Genomic DNA, 19520 nt, shown 5'->3' on the forward strand with positions numbered 1-19520 from the left:
AGCGCAGCTTAGGACGCTCCGCGTCCGCTTTTTGACCGTGACGCAGAGCGTCACAAGAGGCGTTCCCACGCGGAGCGTGGGAACGATCATCCCCTATCAGCCCACCAACCCACGCATCAGCAAAAACAACAACGACGGCCCCAGCAAACACCCCAGGGCCGTATAGAACGCCGCCGTCAAACACCCATAAGGCACCAGCTTCGGATCAGTCGCCGCCAGGCCGCCCGCCACACCGCTGGAGGTGCCCATCAAGCCACCGAAGATCACCGCGCTGCGTGGGTTGTTCAGCCCGATCAGCGGCGCTACGAACGGCGTCATCACCATCACCAGAATGGCCTTGATCAACCCCGCGGCAATGGACAGCGCCATCACCTCGGAGCTGGCCCCAATCGCCGCGCCGGTCACCGGGCCGACGATATAGGTCACGGCCCCGGCACCGATGGTGGTGAGGCTCACCGCATCGGTGTACCCGAACGTCATCGCCACCCCGACCCCGGCAACGAACGACGAGCCCACGCCGACAAACAGCGCCAGTACACCCACGTAGCCGGCGCGTTTGAGCTCATCGACACTCACACCAAACGCCGTGGCGACAATGGCAAAGTCCCGCAACATCGCACCACCGAGCAGGCCGATGCCTGACAACAGTGGAATATCCACCACGCCCTTGGAACCACCGGTAAACGCACCGCCCACATACGACAGCGCCAACCCCAGCAGAATGGCAATGGCCGAACCATGCAGGCGGCCCTTGGTGAAGGTATCGGAGATCCAATAAGACACCCACATGGTCAGGCCGATTACGGCGAAACCACTGATCAAGCCGTAGCCGGTGATCACTTTCATCATCGATTCGTACATGGCGATCACCCGGCTTCTTTGGTGGGAACAGGAGCAACCGGCTCGCGGTTACCGATACGCACCAGCACGGGCACCAGGGCAAAGCCGAGCACCACGGCGAGGGTCCCGGCCAGAATCGCCATAGGCCCACCGCTGATGGCGCCATACACGTTTTGCTGGGCAGCCATCGCCACCACAATCGGGATATACACCGCCGCCCAGAAACTCACGCCTTGCTCTGACTTGCCGGTAAACAGGCCGCGTTTGCTCAGGTAGCTGCCCAGGCCGATCAACAGCAGCATGGCAATACCCACCCCGCCGACGTTGGCCGGAATACCCAACAGCTTGCCCAGCAGTTCACCCACAAACAGCCCTGCCAGCGTGCAGAACGCCAAAAAAGCCACACCGTAGATAATCATGGTTGTTGTCCTCAAAGTGCTCGTTCGAAATTGTTGTTTTTGTGCTTCGAAAGCCTTGGGTACTGCGTTATCGGTGGCGGCGCTCCTCCTCTTGCAGCAGGGCCTGCAAGGTGTCCAGGCGGGCGCCTTCGCAGGCGATCACCGTGCCTTGTTCAAAAACACGGCGTGACAGACCGGTGAGCACCGCGCCCGGAGGCAGCTCGATTTGCAGGCGCACACCGCGCTCGTAGGCGCTCTGCACCGTGCCGCGCCAATCGACAACGCGGCACATATTGAAGGCCAGGTCGTCACGCAGTTGTTCGGGGTTGTGGATAGGTCGCGCGCGGGTGCTGCTCAGGTAAGTGATGCGCGGCGCCTTGAGTGGGACGAAGGCTTGGAACAGAGCCTGGGCGGGTTGCTCCAGCAACGGGCAGTGAGACGGCACGCTGACCGCTAAGCGCTTGGCGACACCGTTGCCTTTGATGCGCTCGGCAACCCGCTTAATCGCCTCGTTGCTGCCGGCGATGACGGTCTGGTTATCGGCATTGATATTGGCCAGGTACACCGGCGTTTGCGGGCTGTGGATATCCGCCAGCAAGGCCTCGACGCTGGAAAGATCAGGGCCGATCAGCGCCGTCATGCCATAGCCCTGTGGATAAGCCTGCTGCATCAGTTCGCCACGCAGGCTGACCAGTTTTATCGCATCAGCAAAACCCAGGGACCCGGCGATCACCGCAGCCGGGTAGGCGCCGATGGACAGGCCCGCCACATAATCCGGCGTGCACTGTAATCGCTGGGCATGGGCCACGCCGGCGATCAACAGGCACAGTTGCACAGCCCGCGTCGATTCAAGCGCCTGCGCCGAGTCGAGCCGACGAACGTCTTCACCCAGGGCATCGCTGGCCTCTTGCAGAATCTCGGCCGACAACGCCTGGAGCATGCCGCTGCGTTGGGCGCCCTGCCCCGGAAACACCAGAAGGCTGCTCATGCCACGGCCTGCCAAGGGTCGAGCACTAGGTGCGCACCGCTGACGGTCTTGAGCAGTACACGGCGTGAGGGGCCGGCCCATTCGCGCAACGCGACGGCACCGAAAGGGGTTTGCAATTGCAGGTCGACGGCACAAGGCGCGGTGTCCAGGATCGCCAACAGCGCTCGCGCCTCGCTACGATCCAGGGGCTTGGGCGTGCACAGGATCAAATCCAGATCACTGTTGGCATGCAGCGCTTCAATGCCACTGGCCAATTCAAACCCGGCACTGCCGCTGACGCCCCAATCTTGCGGCGCCAGCACCGGCCGCAGTTGATCGAGGGCCCGCAGCGCCGGTAAATCCCGTGGTGAGACCGCCGCTCGCAAAGCTTGCGGCGCCACCCGCCGTTGCACCGCCGCCACGGGCATCTGGGCGGCAAAACGCTGCTCACGCAAACGCCCACGCACACCGACCGCCACATGGCCCGGCTCGGCGATGGCACGCCGCACCACCACCGGATGCCCGGCACGGATTGCGTCCCGCACCCAGGCCGGGGCATCGGCAGGCAGATGCGCCAGGGTCATGCCCCAGAGCAAGTCGTGGGCGTTCACCATTGCTCCCGCAACAGCTGGCGCACTCGGCTGGAGGCGGCTCGGTTGGTGGCGCCAAGGCGTGAACTCAAGTCGGTACTGCCGATATCCTTGACCGCCTGCACCAGGCAATCGCTGACCCGCGCCACGTCATCCGCCGTGGGTTGTTCAATCCGGGTGACTGACAACGTCTCCCACAGCAATCCCAGGCTGGCATAGCTGTCGATGTCATAGGCCATCGGCGGCACGCTGGCGGCCAGGGTTTCCAATTCTTCGACGCTGCGCAAGGTCACCCGGGCGGCCGAGGCTTTGCCCATGGCATGCACCATCACGCCAGGGTCGCGCAGGGCAATCAGCCGATTGGCCTGGTAGCCGTGGGCGAGGAACGCGCCCGACATGGCCTTGCCCACCAGCAGGGCGATCACCGGGTGGCCGGCAAGCCGAGCGCGAGCGTAGCTGTCAGCCGCGGCGGCCAGGGCCTGATGAATGCCCAGGGCTTCTTCGCGGCGGCCATAGGCTTGGCTGGGTACGTCGACGATAGCGATGATAGGACGCTTGTCACCCCGGGCGATGGCTTCGTCCACCGCCTTGGCCAAGCCCCAGCCTTCCAGCAGGCCGACTTCGCCATTGCGGGCGCGGGGGAAGCGGTTGTGCGAGTCGGGAACCACGGCGATATAGCGCACCGCCTGTCCACCCAATACTCCATCCGCCACTTTCAATGAGCCCGGCAAACCTTCCACCGGCGTTGCGTTGGCGCTCAACGCGTTGAACCACTGCAAGCCTCTCATGAGCGTTCTCCCTCATACAGCGCGCGAACAGTCGCCGGCTCGATTTGCGCGCTCGCGTCCAGTTCGGCCAGGCGCGCCAGGTAAAAATCAGCGCGCCGGCTACGCGGTTGTGCGGGTACACCTTGCTGCAACAGTGTGCTGACGGTCTGCTGGATCTGCGCCACATCGTCCGCCACATAACGGTCGGCCAAGCCGCTGTTGAAGCGTTGCTCGCCACCGGTAAGGCTCCAGATAAAGGGGCGGTCACGGGAGTCGTATTCCTCCAGGCCCGCCTCCTGCTCGATCACCTGTGGGCCATTCAAGCCCAGGCGTGCTTCGCGAGTGACCACCAGGTAGCTGCACAAGCCAGCCGCGATGGACATGCCCCCAAAGCAACCGACACTGCCGGCCACCACACCGATCACTGGCTGGTACTGGCGCAGGTCGACAATCGCCGCGTGAATGTCGGCAATGGCGGCCAGGCCCAGGTTGGCTTCCTGCAAGCGCACCCCACCGGTTTCCAACAGCAACACGGCGCAGGTGGGGATGCCGTTGCGGTTGTCTTCGGCGGCCAGCTCCAAGGCGCCCGCGATTTTTGCGCCGCCTACTTCACCCAGGCTGCCGCCCTGGAAATTGCCTTCGATCGCGGCAATCACCACAGGCTTGGCGCCGATGCTGCCCTTGGCGATCACCACACCATCATCGGCCTGGGGCACCACGCCCTGGCGGCTGAGCCACGGCGACATGACCCGCTGGAACGGGTCGATCAACTCGCGGAAGGTGCCTGCATCCAACAGCGCCTTGGCGCGCTGCCGGGCGCCAAGTTCGACAAAGCTGTGTTTAGCGAGTAAGTCAGTCATGGCCGATCTCCTCGAAACCTTGCTCCAGGCGCAAGCGCACCACACCGGGTGTGGCACCGAAGTCGTGGATATCAATATTCAGGGCCGGTGGCGTCTGCTCCTGGAAGATGCGTTCGAACAGGTGCTGCCAGCGTTGTTGCGCGCCATTGACCGAGGTTTGCACCTGGATGGTCAAGCTGCCGGGCGTGCCCGGCTCCAGCAGCACTTCCAGGTCGCCCGAGCCGACGCAACCCACCAGCGCACGGCCTTTGGGGGGCTGCCCGGCGGGGAATTCAAAGGACAAGGTTTCCATCACAACGCTCCGTCGAGGCGGTCGATAAACAGGCAGGCGGCCAACAGGTCGGCGGCGCCACCGGGGGAGGCATTCAAGGCCAGCAGTTGCAGGTCCAGCTCATGCAGTTGGCGGCGTCCGGCCAGGGTTGCGCTGCCACCGGCGTCGAGCACGGCTTGGGCGCCCTGTTGCATGGTAGCCAGGCCTTCGGTACCGGCGCGGTAGAGCACGCAGGTGTCTGCCAGGTCCGTCATGATCGCCAGCAAAGCATCCAGGCGGGCGTTCTGCTCACCGGCGTTTTCGCGGCGGCTCTTATGCAGTTGCGGCAGGCCGCGTTGAATCACCGAAGGGAAGCCGAGCTGGGCTTCTTCACGGGCACCGCGTGCGCCGTAGCGCTGCGCAACCTGGGCCCCATGGCTCATGGGCTGCGGGGCGAAGCGGTCGTTGAGCAGGGCCAGCTTGGCGGCGGTCAAGGTTATGGCACGGGGCTCCAAGGCCGCCGCAGCGGCGAGCAACCCCAGCGCCCAGATCGCACCGCGATGGGTGTTCACGCCCTGGGTAGTGGCGAGCATGGCCTGCTCGCCTTCCCGGCCAATACGCCCGAGCGCCTCGCGCAGGGGCAGGCCGACTTCGCCGATGTCGAGCGCGGCCTCGGCCATTTCCTTGAACATCGGCCACAGCGACAGCGCCGAGGCGTGCATCAGCCCCAGGTGCAAATCGCTGTGGGCGCCGTTGCCGCGCCGGTCTACCAGAGCGGGTTTGGGCGACAAATCCGCTTCGTCGATCAGCGCATCCACGGCCATATCCGCCAGGCGATCGGCCAGGCTCAGTTCATGCTGTTTGAGCGCGTGCATTTACCAGCTCCTGAATTTGGCGGGCGGGTTGTAGAGGCCACCAGACCAGTCCACCAGGTCGGCCACGCTCTTGGCGGCCAACAACTCGCGGGTGGCGTCGGTGCGGCGAATACCCAAGTCTTCGGGCAAGGCAATCAAGCCTTCGCGGCGCATACGCGCAGTGTCCTTGGGGTTGTGGCGCATACCGATGGCGGTCACCCCGGCGACGGCGGCGATCATTGCCTGGCGTTCTTCCAGGGAGCGCGCCTTGTACAGGTAGGCGATGCCTTCTTCGGTGAGCAAGTGGGTGACGTCGTCGCCGTAGATCATGATGGGCGCCAGGGGCATGCCGCTTTTGCGGGCCACTTCCACTGCGTCCAAGGTGTCGACAAAGGTCGGTTTGCCGCCTTCCTGGAAGGTCTCGACCATTTGCACCACGAGTTTTTTGCCGCGTTCAAGCAAGGCCTCAGGCGCATCGTCGTGGCGCATATCCAACCAGGCCGGTGTGCTATGACGGCGGCCGCGTGGGTCGTGGCCCATGTTCGGCGCGCCACCGAAACCGGCGAGGCGGCCACGGGTCACGGTGCTGGAATGCCCGTCGCCATCCACTTGCAGGGTGGCGCCGATAAACAGGTCCACGGCGTATTGGCCGGCGAGTTGGCAGAACATGCGGTTGGAGCGCATGGAGCCATCGCGGCCGGTGAAGAACACATCCGGGCGTGCGGCAATGTAGTTTTCCATGCCCAGTTCGGTGCCGAAGCAATGCACGCTTTCTACCCAACCGCTTTCAATCGCCGGGATCAAGGTGGGGTGCGGGTTGAGGGTCCAGTTGCGGCAGATCTTGCCTTTGAGGCCCAGGGATTCGCCGTAGGTGGGCAGGATCAATTCGATGGCGGCGGTGTTGAAGCCAATGCCATGGTTGAGCGACTGCACATTGTGTTTTTCGTAGATGCCCCGGATCGCCATCATCGCCATCAACACATGCACCGGCTTGATATGGCGTGGGTCGCGGGTGAACAGCGGCTCGATGTAGAACGGCTTGTCCGCCACCACCACAAAATCCACCCAACTGGCGGGAATGTCGACGCGGGGCAAGTCGGTGACGTCATCCACCAACTGGTTGACCTGCACGATGACGATGCCATCGCTGAAGGCGGCGGGCTCGATCAACGCCGGGGTGTCTTCGGTGCTGGCGCCGGTGTAGATATTGCCGGCCCGGTCAGCCATGAAACCAGCGGAGAGCACCACGTTGGGGATCAGGTCCACCACCAGCCGCGCATAGAGCTCGATGTAGGTATGAATCGCGCCGATCTCCAGCATGCCGTCTTCCAGCAACTGGCTGATGCGCAGGGATTGGGTGCCGGCGAAAGAGAAATCCAGCTTGCGGGCAATGCCCTTTTCAAACAGATCCAGGTGCTCGGAACGGCCCACGCTGGGCATGATCATGTGCAAATCGTGGAGCTTGGCGGGGTCGGCCTTGGCCAGGGAGCGCGAGAGGAAATCGGCCTGCTTCTGGTTGTTGCCCTCCAACACTACGCGGTCGCCGGGGAGGATCAAGGCTTCAAGGGCCTCGACGATTTTGTCACTGGGCAACACAGCCCCGTCTGCGTATTTCTTGACCAGCCCGAGCCGCCGCTGCTTCTCGTCGCGCCGCCGCGTCCAGCACGAGTCGGGGGTGATGGTTGTTGTCATGGTCGCTCCACGGGGGGTTGCTGTCGTGGGGCTTACCTTAGGAGTGAAACCAGGGACCATCAATCAAGCTCAACGATAGAACGTTACGGCTGGAGTAACGGAGCCGTACGAACACAGGACTGGGTGATCAGACACAACTCCAAAAGGAGATGCTGAAATGAGTCCAGACGAGAAAAATTCTCAAATCGCCCTAGACAAAATAACTGTACGTATGTACAGTTATTTTCGCTTTACCGGTGCACGCTTTCGTTAGGATAACGGGGGCGCGTTCGAGCCAAAGCGCATTCATGATGAATAACAACGCGTATACCTCACTGTCTTAGAAAGGACATGCGCTAAACCCAAAAGTTTAAAGGATTAAACTTATGTCATATCTCCCTGGACACATCGATCTTCCCGCTACTTACATTTACGCTAATGAACCCCCACCCAGTCAGATCGGTATTAGCTTGGGCAACGTAGCCATCGGCCATGAAACAGTCGATCGCCTCATGACTGAGGCCGCCGATAGCGGTACATGGCCCAGCATGGACAGCTACGAAGATGCCGGCGTGGACTATCAGCGTGTGCTGCCACTTCAACTCAAAGAAGTGAAGTTCGACTTTCAACTTAGCTACGAAGCTGACGCGCGCGATATCCCAAATACTATGAATTCCGAGATCGATAAAACGATCAGAGAAACGGGTCCCATTATCGGCTCTCCTCCGGCTGAATCGATCGAACAGAAAGCAAATGCCATCGAAAATGTCGCCTTCCGCCGTTCACAGCTACGCAAATATTATGAGAAAAAGCTTGACGATCTTCCGGCAAAGAACTACCTCTCGCGCACCATTGACACTATTATGGGAGAAGTCGATGCTTCAGTAAAAACGGGCAATGACTCCTTAGAAAACATCATGGGCCATGAACTTGAAGGCATTAAGTCAAGCTATGAAATCGATATTCAAAACAAGATCTTTGATTATCTAAGGGACCAGCTCGATACTTACTCTAACGAAATTAACAAACTTGACCCTGCCGCACTCAAAGATTCACTGGGGTTCATCAGTGATACCAACAAGGAAATCGCAAACCGCTACGGTGCCGCCATGGGCGAGGTTGCCCAAGATCTAAAGAACAATGTTTCCGGGAAAAACATCAATAGCTATCCCCAAGCGCTAGTCGCATTTGAAAAAATTCAGAACAACCCGAACTTCAAGCTCAACCAAAAAGATGCGGCAGCCGTCGACACCGCTCTGAAGGTACTTGACAACCAAGCTTTCTCCGACAATTTGAAAAGGCTTAGCCGAGGATTTGGGGTGATTGGTTTGACTCTCCAAGTCTCTAAAATTTCCACCGCCGCATTGACCGGTTTTAATACCGGTGACTGGAAACCCTTGATGCTAGAAGTCGAAAGTATTGCAGTAGGCACTGCGGTGTCTTCAGGGTTCGGCGCGTTGGCTGCGACGGGGCTGGCAGCGATCAGTCTTCCTGCTGTAGCTACGGGTGTAGGCTTTGTATTCATCGCAGTCATCATGGCTGCGATATCCGCTTATATCGACCCAAAGACCGTAGACAAAATCAACCACCTGGTTTATACCGGTTAACGAAATAGTCATGGTGCTTAGTGATTTTTCACTAAGCACCACACATCGTTCATCGCTCGACAGATCGTCGCTACAAGGCCAACTGTGAATACATCACTACCACGACACTCTTCGATAAGACTCCCACTGCTAACAATGCTCTTAAGCATTTTCCCGATCTTCGTGCTGGCTGCAGCGTTACCCGCTCAACCCAACACACCCATTTCGTTAGCATTCAATAATTTTCTCGATAATAATCTGTTGGGTGTAGTGGGCGCATGGTCATCACACTTTCCCTTGCCAGCCAAAGCGATAGCTAATTACATCAGCATCTTCGGGCCTATTTTCGGAATCTTTGTACTGCTCAACACAATAAAAAATTCGACACTGGCTAAAATCAACTTGAAAGACATAACCTGGCCAAAATACATTTTTATGTGCATGGGCCTTACATTGGTAAATGCTTTATTTATTTATCAGAACTATTTTAGCCATATAGACTTTTCGGCAAACGACCACAAACTCAGAATGGTAGGCAGCCATTTATTTTTACTGCCTATATTCACCTCAGCACTACTACTGGCATTGTACGGACTCATATTGTTCAACTATCTAATTTTCTTCATGATTTCACGCGCCCTACTTCAACAAAGCACTACTCAAAAACCACATTGAATGTGCAGGCATTCACCCCTACTAAACCATCCAGCGCCTTAGTGGCTGTTGGAGCGAAAACTATTAATATCGAGCTCTGGTTGGGAATGCAGCGTGGGGGAATCATGGGGGCGCCAGGTCCATTGGGGGGGGACGATTAAGGTCCAAGCGGCTGGGGAGGGGTGGATTGGGCGTAGGTTCGACCATGATTTACAGCTCCGATATGTGATGGAAGCTGCCCTCTTCCGCTTGCACGCGAATCAAGGTGGCAGCTGTGCGCAGGTGTGCAAGACCGGGCATATCGGACCCCGGCAGACTCCGAAGAGTCTCCCACGCACAGCCGCCATAACGAGTACAGCAGGCATAAAAAACGCCCGTTGAATGGCTATGGGCGTTGGTGCGCCGACATGTAACCGGACTTGCACGTCCGTGTCACCGTTTTTTGCGATGACGGGACGAAGACTAGGCGTGCGGACCTCTCACCACAAGTTCATGCGTGGCCCAAAATCTTGCAGGAAAAATCCGAAGCCTTTTATGTCGAAAGGCATGCAGGAAGTTTCATACAGCGTTTTGGGGTTGTTGCTTGGAACTGGTCCTTCTAGCCTTCGTGGTTGAATGCCCATAGTCGAAGGACGCACCAACATGCCGATGCACAACCCACCTCACCCAGGTGAAATTTTACTTGAGGACGTTATCCCAGCCTTGGGCATCACCATTACCGAGATGGCGCGACGCCTTGGTTTCGCCCGTGAGACTTTTTCAAGGATCCTGCATGGCCACGCCCCGGTCAGCCCGGACCTTGCCGTTCGGTTGGAACGGGCCGGCGTGAGTACTGCCCAGTTATGGTTGTCGATGCAAAGTGCCTACGACTTATGGCAGGCCGAGCATCGGGAGCAGCCAGTGATTGAACGGTTTGCGCGGATTGATTGAGACCTGGAGATGAGCGCAGCTCAGTGTGGGAGCTGGCTTGCCTGCGATGGCGGTGGGTCAGTGTTTTATGCAGTGACTGAAACACCGCTTTTGCAGGCAAGCCAGCTCCCACAGTGGATCTTCATAGGACTCAGGATCAGGCCAGGCCGGACTCTACCAGCAGCGCTTCAAGCCCCATCAAATCGGGCACCTTCGCCACCTGCTCGCCCACTTGCACCGCCGCCAGTTCCAGCGGGCACAGGGGCACGTCCACGTAGCTCAATTCGCTATCGAGCTTGTATGAGCGGGGAATGCCCTGGATCACCAGTGCAATGAATTTCAATGTCGGCCGCCCGCCCAGTGCATTCAACACCACGATGCGCGAGCGTTCGCCCGTCATGCTGGCTTCGCCGCAGGCCGCTTCAAAGCTGATCAGCGGAATTTGCCGATCGCGCCAGGTCACTTGCCGCAGGTACCACGGCGGCGCATCGCTGGCCGGTTCGCCGCGCTGAAAGTCGATCAGCTCGGCGACGGCAACGTTGGGCAGCACCAAGTGGCGGTCGGCCAGGGGCAGCAGCAGGCCGGTGAGTTGGCTGGTGCGATGCTCAAGCATGGGACTTGCTCCAGTAGGCGATGCTCTCCAGCAGCACCGACTCTTGGTACGGTTTGCCGAGGTAGTCGTTGACGCCAATGGCCATGGCGCGGTCGCGGTGTTTCTGGCCGGTGCGTGAGGTGATCATGATGATCGGCAAGCGCATCAGGCGTGGGTCGTTGCGTATCTGAATGGCCACTTCGAAGCCGTCCATGCGCGGCATTTCGATGTCGAGCAGCATCAAGTCCGGGGTGTGTTCTTCCAGGATGGCGAGGGCGTCGATACCGTCCTTGGCGGTGAGCACGTTCATGCCGTTGCGCTCCAGCAGGCGGCTGGTGACTTTGCGCACAGTGACCGAGTCGTCCACCACCAGCACCAGCAGCGGGCGTTTTTTCAGTGGGTCGTTGAGGATCAGCGGCGCATCCACTGCCTGGGCCGGCAAGGCCGGTTGCCGAGCGCGGATGTGCGCCAGCAGGTCGATGATCAGCACCACATGGCCGTCGCCCAGGATGGTCGCGCCGGTCACGCCCTGCACCCCGGAGAATTGCGGGCCCAGGCCCTTGACCACGATCTCGCGGGTACCGGCCATGGCATCCACGTGCACCGCCACGCGGCGTTCATTGCAGTGCACCAGCAGCACCGGCACAGGCTGGTACTGGCCCAGCAGTTTCGGGCGGCTGGCGGTGTGCAGCAGGTCGCCGAGGTAGAACAACTCGTAGCGCTGGCCAGCGTATTCATAGTGCGGCGGGTCTTGCTGGTAGTGCCCCGCCAATTCGTGGGGCAGCACGCGCACCAGGCCTTCGATGGTGTTGAGAGGGATCGCGTATTGGTCGTCCGCGCAGTGCACCATCAGCGCACGATTGACCGACACGGTAAACGGCAGGCGAATGCGAAAATGCACGCCCATGCCCGGCGTCGAGTCGATCACCATCGAGCCGCCGAGCTGGCGCACTTCTTCATGCACCACGTCCATGCCCACGCCGCGCCCGGAAATCTGGGTGATTTTTTCGGCGGTGGAAAAGCCCGGCTGCAGGATGAACTGCAACACGTCACGGTCGCTGATCTCTTGATGGGGCGCGAGCAGGCCGCGCTTGATCGCCTTGCGTCGCACCGCTTCGAGGGGCACGCCGGCGCCGTCGTCGCGCATGTCGAAGACGATGTCGCCGCCTTCGTGGGTCAGGTCCAGGGTGATGCGGCCCTTCTCCGGTTTGCCCGCCGCCAGCCGCACTTCGCGCGACTCCAGGCCGTGGTCGACCGCGTTGCGCAGCATATGCTCCAAGGGTGCCGCCATGCGCTCCAGCACATTGCGGTCCATCTCGCCTTCGGCATTGCCGACGATAAACTCCACGTCCTTGCCCAACTCGCCCGCCACTTGCCGCACGATGCGCTTGAGGCGTGGCAACATGCGCTCGAAAGGCACCATGCGCGTGCGCATCAGGCCTTCCTGCAACTCGGTGTTGATACGCGCCTGTTGCTGCAGCAGGTTGTGGGCATCCTGGTTGCGGCGCTCAAGGGTGTCCTTGAGGTCGAGCAGGTCGGAGGCAGATTCGGACAGCGCACGGGCCAGCTGTTGCAGCTGCGAATGGCGGTCCATTTCCAGCGGATCGAATTCTTCGTAGCCCAGGCGTTCGGCCTCGGCTTGCTGGCGGCTCAGGAGGCGGCCCTGGGTTTCGCTGTCGAGCCGGCGCAGCTGGTCGCGCATGCGCTCGATGGTGGTTTCCATCTCACTCAAGGCAATGCGCGCATCCTTGACTTGCTGCTCGATACGCCCACGGAAGATCGAGGTTTCACCAGCCAGGTTGACCAGGTCATCGAGCAAGTCGGCAGAGATTTTCACCATGTCGGCGGCCGGATCGGCGACCGCTTCGGCCTTGCCCGCCGGCAGCGCCACCGGTGTGACCGGCTCATCACTGGGGTGCACCAGGCTCTTGATGCGCTCGATGAGTTTATCCACCGAACCCACCGGAAGACCCTCGGCCACGGCGTCGATCATCTGCGCCAGGCGGTCATGGCAGCCTTGCAGCAGTGCGAACAACTCAGGGGTCGGCGCGAGCAAACCGGCGGACAGCCCTTCGTAAAGAAATTCCAGCTCATGGGCCAGATCGCCGATTGGCCCGATCTCGACCATGCGCGCACCGCCCTTGAGGGTGTGCAGGTCCCGCAGCAGGGTTTCCACTTCTTGGCGATTGCCCGGCTCGCCCTGCCAGCGCACTAACGCGCTGCCTGAGCTGTCGAGGATATCGGCAGCTTCTTCGAGGAAGATATCCAGCAATTCCGGGTCGGCACCCGAGGCGGGTGCCACCGCAGCCGGCGCTGCCGGGCTGCTGGCCTGGCGCAACTCCCGCAACCTTTCGACCAGCTCGGCGCCGTCACTCAAGGGTTGCTGCTGTTGCAGTTCGTCCAACTGTTGGGCCAAGCGTTCGTGGCTGGCCATCAGTGCCTGGGACAGCTCCACGGAATAGCTGTAGCGGCGATCCACCAGCCCCTCATAAACGCATTCGAGCTCATGGGCCAAGTCGCCCACCGGGTCGATTTCGGCCATGCGTGCGCCGCCCTTGAGGGTGTGCAGGTCCCGCTGCAACGAGGACAAGGGCGCGGCGTTTTCGGGTTCCAGCAACCAGCGCTTGAGCGACTGCCCGGCGCTGTCGAGGATGTCTACGGCCTCTTCAAGAAATATCTCGACAATCTCGTCGTCCATCGCGGTGGCGTGATCCAACTGCGCAGTAGCCGCGCCCAACTCGGAGATACTCAGGGCGCGGCTGCCGTCGCTTTTGATCAGGCCCGTGGCGGACGGGTCCAAGGCTTCGTCCAGCAACTCGCGCAACGCCTGCAGACGTGCGGGTGCGGGGCTGATTTCCTGGCCGGCTGCCAACTGGTCGAGCATGTTGATCAGCGCGTCATGGGCCTGTTCGGCCTCTTGGAAGAACCGGGCGCTGACCGCCAGGCTGCTTTCTTCCACCGCGCCATACAGGTCGAGCAAGGCTTCGCACAACGCGTCGATAGGGTGCAGGTCGGCAAGGTGAGCGCCCTCGCCCAACGTAGTCAGCTCGTCCAGCAATGCCGTGAGTTCCTGACGGTCGCCGGGGTGCTGCTGCCAGCGGCGCAGCAGGCTTTCGGCGTCGAGCAGGATGTCCATGCCCTGGGCCAGGAAGTTGGTGATCAAGTGCGGGTCACGCTTGACGTGCAGGCCGGTCGTGGGCGCGTCGAGCAAGGCGGCAAGTTGATGCTCCAGCAGGTGTTGGGTGCGGCTGATCACGCTGGCCGCGCCGTGGATCGGCGCCAGGGGATTGTTGTCCAGGTCACGCACCCCGCGCTGGAACAGCCCTTGTGCCTCAAGCAACAACGCCACTTCGTCCTTGCCCAGCGGCACGCGGTGGGCCTTGTACTCACGGGTGAGGTGATCCAACGGGCGCGCCAGTTCGGCAATGGGCAACACGCCGGCCATGTAGGCGCTGCCCTTGAGGGTGTGCAAGGCGCGTTGCAGTTCATCACTGACCTGCAGCGGCACCTGCTCGGCGGCCTGTTGCAGGAAGTGGTCGAGGCTGTCCAGATGGCCCTGGGCTTCATTGCGAAAGATCTCCAGAAGCATTGGGTCATGGGGCTCGGTGGTCGACGTTGCAGCGCCACTGGCCAGGGCATGGGCACGGGCGGCCAAGGCGTCGACTTCATCGCGCTGGCGCTGGCCGTCGCTAGCGAAATCAGCGATCAGCTCCGGCAGCAGGGCCACGGTCTCATCCAACACCTGCTGCACCTCAGGGCCAAGGACTAAGCTGCGTTCCAGCACGCGATTGAGCAGGTTCTCCACGGCCCAGGCCAGCTCGGCCAGCACCAGGGCGCGCACCATGCGGCCGCTGCCCTTGAGGGTATGGAAAGCCCGGCGCATTTCTCCCTGGGCGGCTTTGTCCGCGCTGTCGGGCAGGTAGCGATGCAGCACGTCGAGGACTTCATCGGTTTCTTCAAGGAAGACTTCGCGCAATTCATCGTCAATCGGTTCCTCGCCGGCCGGCGGCGGCAACAGGCTGCCTGGACGCTGCAAGGCCGGAGGGTTGAGACGTGATGCAGGGCTGGCCAAGGCATCGAATTGGGATTGGTTTGATACGGCCTCGGAGGACAGTGCCCCCTCGGGCGCGACCAGGGCCTGGCGCCAGGGTTTTTCCACCGGCAGGTAGCCCAATGCATTCAAGCCCTGGGTGGCCAACTCCAGTACTTTTTCCCCTGCCGCGTCAGGGTCTTGAAGCATGCGTTCGAGGTAGTACTCCAGGCTACTGACCACCTCGGCAAAATGCGCCAGTTGTGTCGCCGAAGGGGCGGCATCATTGACCATCAACTGCTCATCGACGTAGTCGGTGCAACCGCGCATCAGGCTCGCCGCACGCGGCAAGGGAATCATCGCCAGGGCACCACGCACCTGGCTCAGTAGCTCGGGCAAGGACTCCAGGCGCTGGCGATCCCAATCAGCCTCAATGCAGTCGATCATCAGCTCCTTGGCTTGGCGCAGGCACTGGCACGATTCACGAATCACCAACTGATGGATCTGGGTCAGGTCGGTGGTGGGCAAGCGGCTGTCTTCACGGCTTTGCGGTTCGACGGTGCCGATCATCCCGGCCAACGTCGCTTCGACATACAGCAACGCGCCGGCCACATCCATCAACACCGCGTCATTGGGTTCGCGCTGCCCCTGGACCAGGCTCAACACCACGGCGAGTTGGTCGATGATCACTTTGCGCGGCTGGCCGAAACCCAACACCGCGAGGGTATCGGCGATCTGCCGCAAGGGCGCCAGCAACGGATCGAGGTCCTGGGTGTGCTGGCGATCACTGCGCACGAACAGATCCAGGCGTTCCTTGACCCGCACCAGTTCCTCACACAACGCCCCGAGTACCGAGCCCATGGCATTGCGATCCGGCCCGGCCAGCCGTGCACGTTCAGCATCGACCACGGCGCTGTCGGGCAAGGCTTCGTCCAAGCCGTAGCGCTCCTTCAGGCTCTGCATGCGCGGCGTCGGCCGGGTGACTTTGGCGACGTAGAACAACAGGCTCTTGAGCAACTCGTCCGGTGCCGGCTGGTTGATGCCATTGATGCCTTGAACCAGCAAGCGCTTGAGTTGCTTGTCGCTGGCCTTGAGCAGGCTGCGTAGCGCCGGGCTGTTGGCGACCACGCCGGTGAGCATGCCTTCGACCAGCGCCGAGGTGACCTGCCACAACGGCAGCAGCGGCGCACCCTGGCATAGCGCTTCAAGGCGTGCGAACACCCGCGCCATGTCTTCCAGGTTGCTGGGGCCGTGGTCTTCACGCAGCAATCCGGCGAGGGCTTGTTGCAGCAGGTGGCGCCATTGGCGCAACTGCTCATGCAGATCCGGCGTGGCCCGCTGGGCCAGGGCTTGCTCAGGCAACGGCTCGATCGACAGCAGTTGCGGGCTGAACAGGCTGGTTTCCGATAGCAGGCTTTCACCACGGGCGCTGCGCAGGTCGTTGAGCAGCGGTAGCACCACCAGCGGCAAGTCGCGGCGGGCACTGTGCACGCGGTCGAGGTACAGCGGCAGTTGGCCGAGGGCTTGTTGCAGCAGGCGGATACTTTCATCGCGCTGGCCGACGTGCCCGGCCTGGAGCGCAAGGACCAGTTCTTCGATCTCTTCGGCCAGCAGCGCCGCGCCGTAGAACTCGACCATTTGCAGCGCGCCATGCACCTGGTGGATACCGGCCAGGCATTGGTTGAGGGCGTCGTCGTCAAGGGTTTCAACGTACGCGTCCAGCGCCGACCGGGCCTGTTTCAGGGTTTCGGCAATATCGCCCTTGACCCATTCGAGGGCCACGTAGTCGTGCCGATCAACCATAACTGCTCCGCTTAGAATTCATGAGTTGCTGGTATCTCACAAACAATGGAGATCCGATGTGGGAGCTGGCTTGCCTGCGATAGCGGTGGGTCAGCACTATATCTGTATCTGACAGACCGCTATCGCAGGCAAGCCAGCTGCCACAGTTGGACTGTGGTGTTCTTCAGGTCGTATTTCAATCATCGACCTGCTTGGGCGGCGGCAAGGTGAAACCCGATACCGACCTGCGCAACTGGCTGGCCATCTTCGCCAGGTTACCAATGCTTTCGGCGGTGGCGGTGGAGCCCGACGACGTCTGGGTGGTGATCTGCTGGATCACGTTCATGGTCAGGGAAATCTGCCCCGCCGATGACGTCTGTTGCTGCGCCGCGTTGGAAATACTCTGGATCAGCGCTGCCAGGGTTTTGGACACGCCTTCGATCTCTTCCAGCGCCACCCCGGCGTCCTGGGCCAGGCGCGCGCCGCGCACCACTTCCGTGGTGGTCTGTTCCATGGAGATCACCGCTTCGTTGGTGTCGGCCTGGATGGTGCGTACCAGGGTTTCGATCTGCCGGGTGGCCGCCGAGGAGCGTTCGGCCAACCGTTGCACTTCATCGGCCACCACCGCAAAACCGCGCCCGGCGTCACCGGCCATGCTGGCCTGGATCGCGGCATTGAGGGCGAGGATATTGGTCTGGTCGGCGATATCGTCGATCAGGCTGATGATGTCTCCAATTTCCTGGGACGACTCGCCCAAACGCTTGATGCGCTTGGCGGTGTCCTGGATCTGCTCGCGAATGTTGTCCATGCCGTGGATGGTGTTGTGCACCACCTCGTTGCCTTTGTTGGCGATCTCTACCGAACGTTCAGCTACCGCCGAGGATTCGGCCGCGTTGGCCGACACCTGGTCGATGGACTGCGCCATCTGGTTGATCGCCGTGGACGCTTCGGCAATCTGCTGGGCCTGATGCTCCGACGCCTGGGCCAGGTGCATGGCGGTGGCCTGGGTGTCCTGCACGGCACCGGCGACCTGCCCGGCAGTGAGGTTGATGGTGGCGACCAGGTCGCGCAGTTGGTCCACGGAATAATTGATGGAGTCTGCGATGGTGCCGGTGAAGTCTTCGGTGACCGAGGCGGTGACGGTGAGGTCGCCGTCAGCCAGGTCTTCGATTTCATCCAGCAGGCGCATGATCGCGTTCTGGTTGCGCTCGTTCTTCTGCGCGGTTTCATGCAGTTGGCGGTTGGTCTCGCGCACCATGACCAGGCCGATCAGGATGATCGAGGCCAGCGCCAGCAAGCCCAGCACGTAACCGCCGATGGTGTCGAAGCTGCGCCCGCTGGCGAGGTTTTCAAAACCCGTGGCCAGGTGCGAGGCTTCATCGAGCAGGGTTTGCGACAGGTTGAAAATATTGCTCGCCGAGGCGCGCACCTGGAACAACTGTGGCGAGGTCTCGAGAATTTCATCCACGGAGCCGGAGACAAATTCGAACAGCTCGGCGATGTCCGCCAGCCGCGCACGGGCGTCCGGGTCTTCGACCTGGGTGATACGCAGGCCCGGGTTGCCGTTGAGCATGCCATTGAGCACCACGCCAAAACGGTTGGCATCGCGGCCAAAGGCATCGGCGGCCTGCACGGCGGTTTCATCCCCCGCCAGCACAGTGTTGACCGCCCCCAGGATACGTTCGGCCAGCAGCGACTGGCGTTGGGCCAAGGCAACTTGGCTGGCCGGGGCGCCGCGTTGCAGCAGGATATCCACGACCTTTTCCGACTCGATCTGCAGTTGCGGCACGGTTTCGGCCAGGGTCGCCGCCACCTGGTGCAACGACAATACGGTCTGCTCGCTGGCCAGGATGGCGTCGGTGTTTTTGAGCAGCGCCTCCCAGTCGGTCTGCACCGCCCGCATTTCGGCGCGCACCGCACTGGGCGCCGCCGGCAAGCCAGTTTGCGGGTCACCTTTTTTCAGGTAACCCCAGCGCTGGGCAAAATCGTTGCGCGCATCACCCAGCAGCTTGAACGCCGCCGCTTTCCCGGCAGCGGCCTCGGTGGCGTTCTTGGCAATGCGCTGGGACAGCACGCGCAGCTCACCGGCGTGACCGATGTACTGTTTATCGTAGGTGGACTGGGTGTTGAGGTACGCGAAGTTGGCGAACAGCAACATGATGAACACGATCAAGGCGATAAACAGCACGATGATCTGCGAACGGCTGCGCGAAGCGGCCTGGGGTTTGGGCGCGGTAGCGGTACTCATGCGGCAACATCCATGAAGCCAGGGGCCTGGGCCAGGGCGAAGGGGCTGAGGACTTGCCATTGCGGCTCGCCGTCGAACTGGCCCTGGATAAACGGGGCGCTCGAGGCGGTGCTCGCCACCCAGGCGTCCAATGGGAAATGCTGCATGCCTACCACCTCGTCTACCAGCAGCCCGACAAACAGGTCGTTGAACTCCACCACCAGCACCCGTCGTTGCTTGCGCGCCCTGGACAACTCAAGGCCCAGGAAACCACCCAGGTCCATCACCGGCAGCAAGCGCCCGCGCAGGTTGGCCACGCCCTTGACCCAGGGCTTGACCCCCGGCATCAAGGTGCAACGTGGCTCATGCAACACCTCGGCGACTTCGCCCATGGGCGCCACGTAGGCGTTTGGCCCTACGCGGAAGGCGATGCCGCTCCAGCGTTGCAGGCGCGTTTCCTGGGACGGCAGGTCCGCGGCCAGCAAGCGGCAGCGGCGGTCGATGTCCAGCAGCAGCTCGAAGGCGGTTTGCGACTCGGTCATG

General features: G+C 61.4%; 15 protein-coding genes. 2 read left to right on the plus strand and 13 right to left on the minus strand.

The window, feature by feature from the left end; translation table 11 throughout:
- Positions 1-96 precede the first annotated feature (96 nt).
- The 9 genes from madM to mdcA form a co-directional block, all read right to left on the minus strand.
- The gene (gene madM / locus AC07S6_RS05910) at positions 97-861 is read right to left on the minus strand and encodes a malonate transporter subunit MadM (protein WP_127880409.1); all 765 of its coding nucleotides are present in this window, start codon (positions 859-861) and stop codon (positions 97-99) included.
- Between the two features lie 5 nt (positions 862-866).
- Complete coding sequence (madL, locus tag AC07S6_RS05915) at positions 867-1259, minus strand: malonate transporter subunit MadL (RefSeq protein ID WP_032894763.1); 393 nt, start codon at positions 1257-1259, stop codon at positions 867-869.
- A gap of 67 nt (positions 1260-1326) precedes the next feature.
- Positions 1327-2226: a malonate decarboxylase subunit epsilon gene (gene mdcH / locus AC07S6_RS05920; RefSeq protein WP_495111918.1), complete on the minus strand. Its 900-nt coding sequence runs from the start codon at positions 2224-2226 to the stop codon at positions 1327-1329.
- Positions 2223-2819, minus strand: coding sequence for a malonate decarboxylase holo-ACP synthase (locus tag AC07S6_RS05925; protein ID WP_089041469.1), 597 nt, complete (start codon positions 2817-2819; stop codon positions 2223-2225). Before AC07S6_RS05925 ends, mdcH begins: the two co-directional genes overlap by 4 nt.
- Positions 2813-3583, minus strand: coding sequence for a biotin-independent malonate decarboxylase subunit gamma (gene mdcE / locus AC07S6_RS05930; RefSeq protein ID WP_495111919.1), 771 nt, complete (start codon positions 3581-3583; stop codon positions 2813-2815). Before mdcE ends, AC07S6_RS05925 begins: the two co-directional genes overlap by 7 nt.
- Positions 3580-4422, minus strand: a complete 843-nt coding sequence (locus AC07S6_RS05935; RefSeq protein ID WP_371359513.1) for a biotin-independent malonate decarboxylase subunit beta — start codon at positions 4420-4422, stop codon at positions 3580-3582. Before AC07S6_RS05935 ends, mdcE begins: the two co-directional genes overlap by 4 nt.
- Positions 4415-4714, minus strand: a complete 300-nt coding sequence (locus tag AC07S6_RS05940) for a malonate decarboxylase subunit delta (protein ID WP_060766832.1) — start codon at positions 4712-4714, stop codon at positions 4415-4417. The genes AC07S6_RS05935 and AC07S6_RS05940 overlap by 8 nt, the downstream gene beginning before the upstream one ends.
- On the minus strand, positions 4714-5547 hold the full coding sequence (locus tag AC07S6_RS05945; protein WP_495111920.1) for a triphosphoribosyl-dephospho-CoA synthase: 834 nt from the start codon (positions 5545-5547) through the stop codon (positions 4714-4716). Before AC07S6_RS05945 ends, AC07S6_RS05940 begins: the two co-directional genes overlap by 1 nt.
- Positions 5548-7218 (minus strand): malonate decarboxylase subunit alpha, encoded by a 1671-nt coding sequence (mdcA, locus tag AC07S6_RS05950; protein WP_495111921.1) that lies wholly within the window; start codon positions 7216-7218, stop codon positions 5548-5550. It lies immediately after the preceding gene.
- A gap of 365 nt (positions 7219-7583) precedes the next feature.
- Here mdcA and AC07S6_RS05955 point away from each other — a divergent pair, with 365 nt between their 5' ends.
- Both AC07S6_RS05955 and AC07S6_RS05960 read left to right on the plus strand, forming a co-directional pair.
- Entirely contained in the window at positions 7584-8804 is a 1221-nt protein-coding gene (locus AC07S6_RS05955) for a colicin-like pore-forming protein (protein WP_495111922.1), read from the plus strand.
- Positions 8805-10079: 1275 nt separating this feature from the next.
- Positions 10080-10367, plus strand: coding sequence for a HigA family addiction module antitoxin (locus tag AC07S6_RS05960; protein ID WP_032902283.1), 288 nt, complete (start codon positions 10080-10082; stop codon positions 10365-10367).
- A gap of 136 nt (positions 10368-10503) precedes the next feature.
- Here AC07S6_RS05960 and AC07S6_RS05965 read toward each other — a convergent pair whose 3' ends face one another.
- The 4 genes from AC07S6_RS05965 to AC07S6_RS05980 form a co-directional block, all read right to left on the minus strand.
- The gene (locus tag AC07S6_RS05965; RefSeq protein WP_003195048.1) at positions 10504-10959 is read right to left on the minus strand and encodes a chemotaxis protein CheW; all 456 of its coding nucleotides are present in this window, start codon (positions 10957-10959) and stop codon (positions 10504-10506) included.
- Positions 10952-16771: an Hpt domain-containing protein gene (locus AC07S6_RS05970; RefSeq protein WP_495111923.1), complete on the minus strand. Its 5820-nt coding sequence runs from the start codon at positions 16769-16771 to the stop codon at positions 10952-10954. The genes AC07S6_RS05965 and AC07S6_RS05970 overlap by 8 nt, the downstream gene beginning before the upstream one ends.
- Positions 16772-16946: 175 nt before the next feature.
- A complete protein-coding gene (locus AC07S6_RS05975) occupies positions 16947-18998 on the minus strand; it encodes a methyl-accepting chemotaxis protein (RefSeq protein ID WP_020301916.1) in 2052 nt (683 codons plus the stop codon).
- On the minus strand, positions 18995-19519 hold the full coding sequence (locus AC07S6_RS05980; protein WP_197900336.1) for a chemotaxis protein CheW: 525 nt from the start codon (positions 19517-19519) through the stop codon (positions 18995-18997). Before AC07S6_RS05980 ends, AC07S6_RS05975 begins: the two co-directional genes overlap by 4 nt.
- Between the last annotated feature and the right edge of the window lies 1 nt (position 19520).

The organism is Pseudomonas sp. GW821-FHT07B01, from assembly GCF_059419065.1.

Excerpts from the sequence above, each read along its gene's own strand:
- madM (WP_127880409.1), bottom strand. The coding sequence starts at position 861 with ATGTACGAATCGATGATGAAAGTGATCACCGGCTACGGCTTGATCAGT.
- AC07S6_RS05970 (WP_495111923.1), bottom strand. The coding sequence starts at position 16,771 with ATGGTTGATCGGCACGACTACGTGGCCCTCGAATGGGTCAAGGGCGAT.
- mdcA (WP_495111921.1), bottom strand. The coding sequence starts at position 7,218 with ATGACAACAACCATCACCCCCGACTCGTGCTGGACGCGGCGGCGCGAC.
- AC07S6_RS05965 (WP_003195048.1), bottom strand. The coding sequence starts at position 10,959 with ATGCTTGAGCATCGCACCAGCCAACTCACCGGCCTGCTGCTGCCCCTG.
- mdcE (WP_495111919.1), bottom strand. The coding sequence starts at position 3,583 with ATGAGAGGCTTGCAGTGGTTCAACGCGTTGAGCGCCAACGCAACGCCG.
- AC07S6_RS05960 (WP_032902283.1), top strand. The coding sequence starts at position 10,080 with ATGCCGATGCACAACCCACCTCACCCAGGTGAAATTTTACTTGAGGAC.
- AC07S6_RS05975 (WP_020301916.1), bottom strand. The coding sequence starts at position 18,998 with ATGAGTACCGCTACCGCGCCCAAACCCCAGGCCGCTTCGCGCAGCCGT.
- madL (WP_032894763.1), bottom strand. The coding sequence starts at position 1,259 with ATGATTATCTACGGTGTGGCTTTTTTGGCGTTCTGCACGCTGGCAGGG.
- AC07S6_RS05925 (WP_089041469.1), bottom strand. The coding sequence starts at position 2,819 with ATGGTGAACGCCCACGACTTGCTCTGGGGCATGACCCTGGCGCATCTG.
- AC07S6_RS05940 (WP_060766832.1), bottom strand. The coding sequence starts at position 4,714 with ATGGAAACCTTGTCCTTTGAATTCCCCGCCGGGCAGCCCCCCAAAGGC.
- AC07S6_RS05935 (WP_371359513.1), bottom strand. The coding sequence starts at position 4,422 with ATGACTGACTTACTCGCTAAACACAGCTTTGTCGAACTTGGCGCCCGG.
- mdcH (WP_495111918.1), bottom strand. The coding sequence starts at position 2,226 with ATGAGCAGCCTTCTGGTGTTTCCGGGGCAGGGCGCCCAACGCAGCGGC.
- AC07S6_RS05980 (WP_197900336.1), bottom strand. The coding sequence starts at position 19,519 with ATGACCGAGTCGCAAACCGCCTTCGAGCTGCTGCTGGACATCGACCGC.
- AC07S6_RS05945 (WP_495111920.1), bottom strand. The coding sequence starts at position 5,547 with ATGCACGCGCTCAAACAGCATGAACTGAGCCTGGCCGATCGCCTGGCG.
- AC07S6_RS05955 (WP_495111922.1), top strand. The coding sequence starts at position 7,584 with ATGTCATATCTCCCTGGACACATCGATCTTCCCGCTACTTACATTTAC.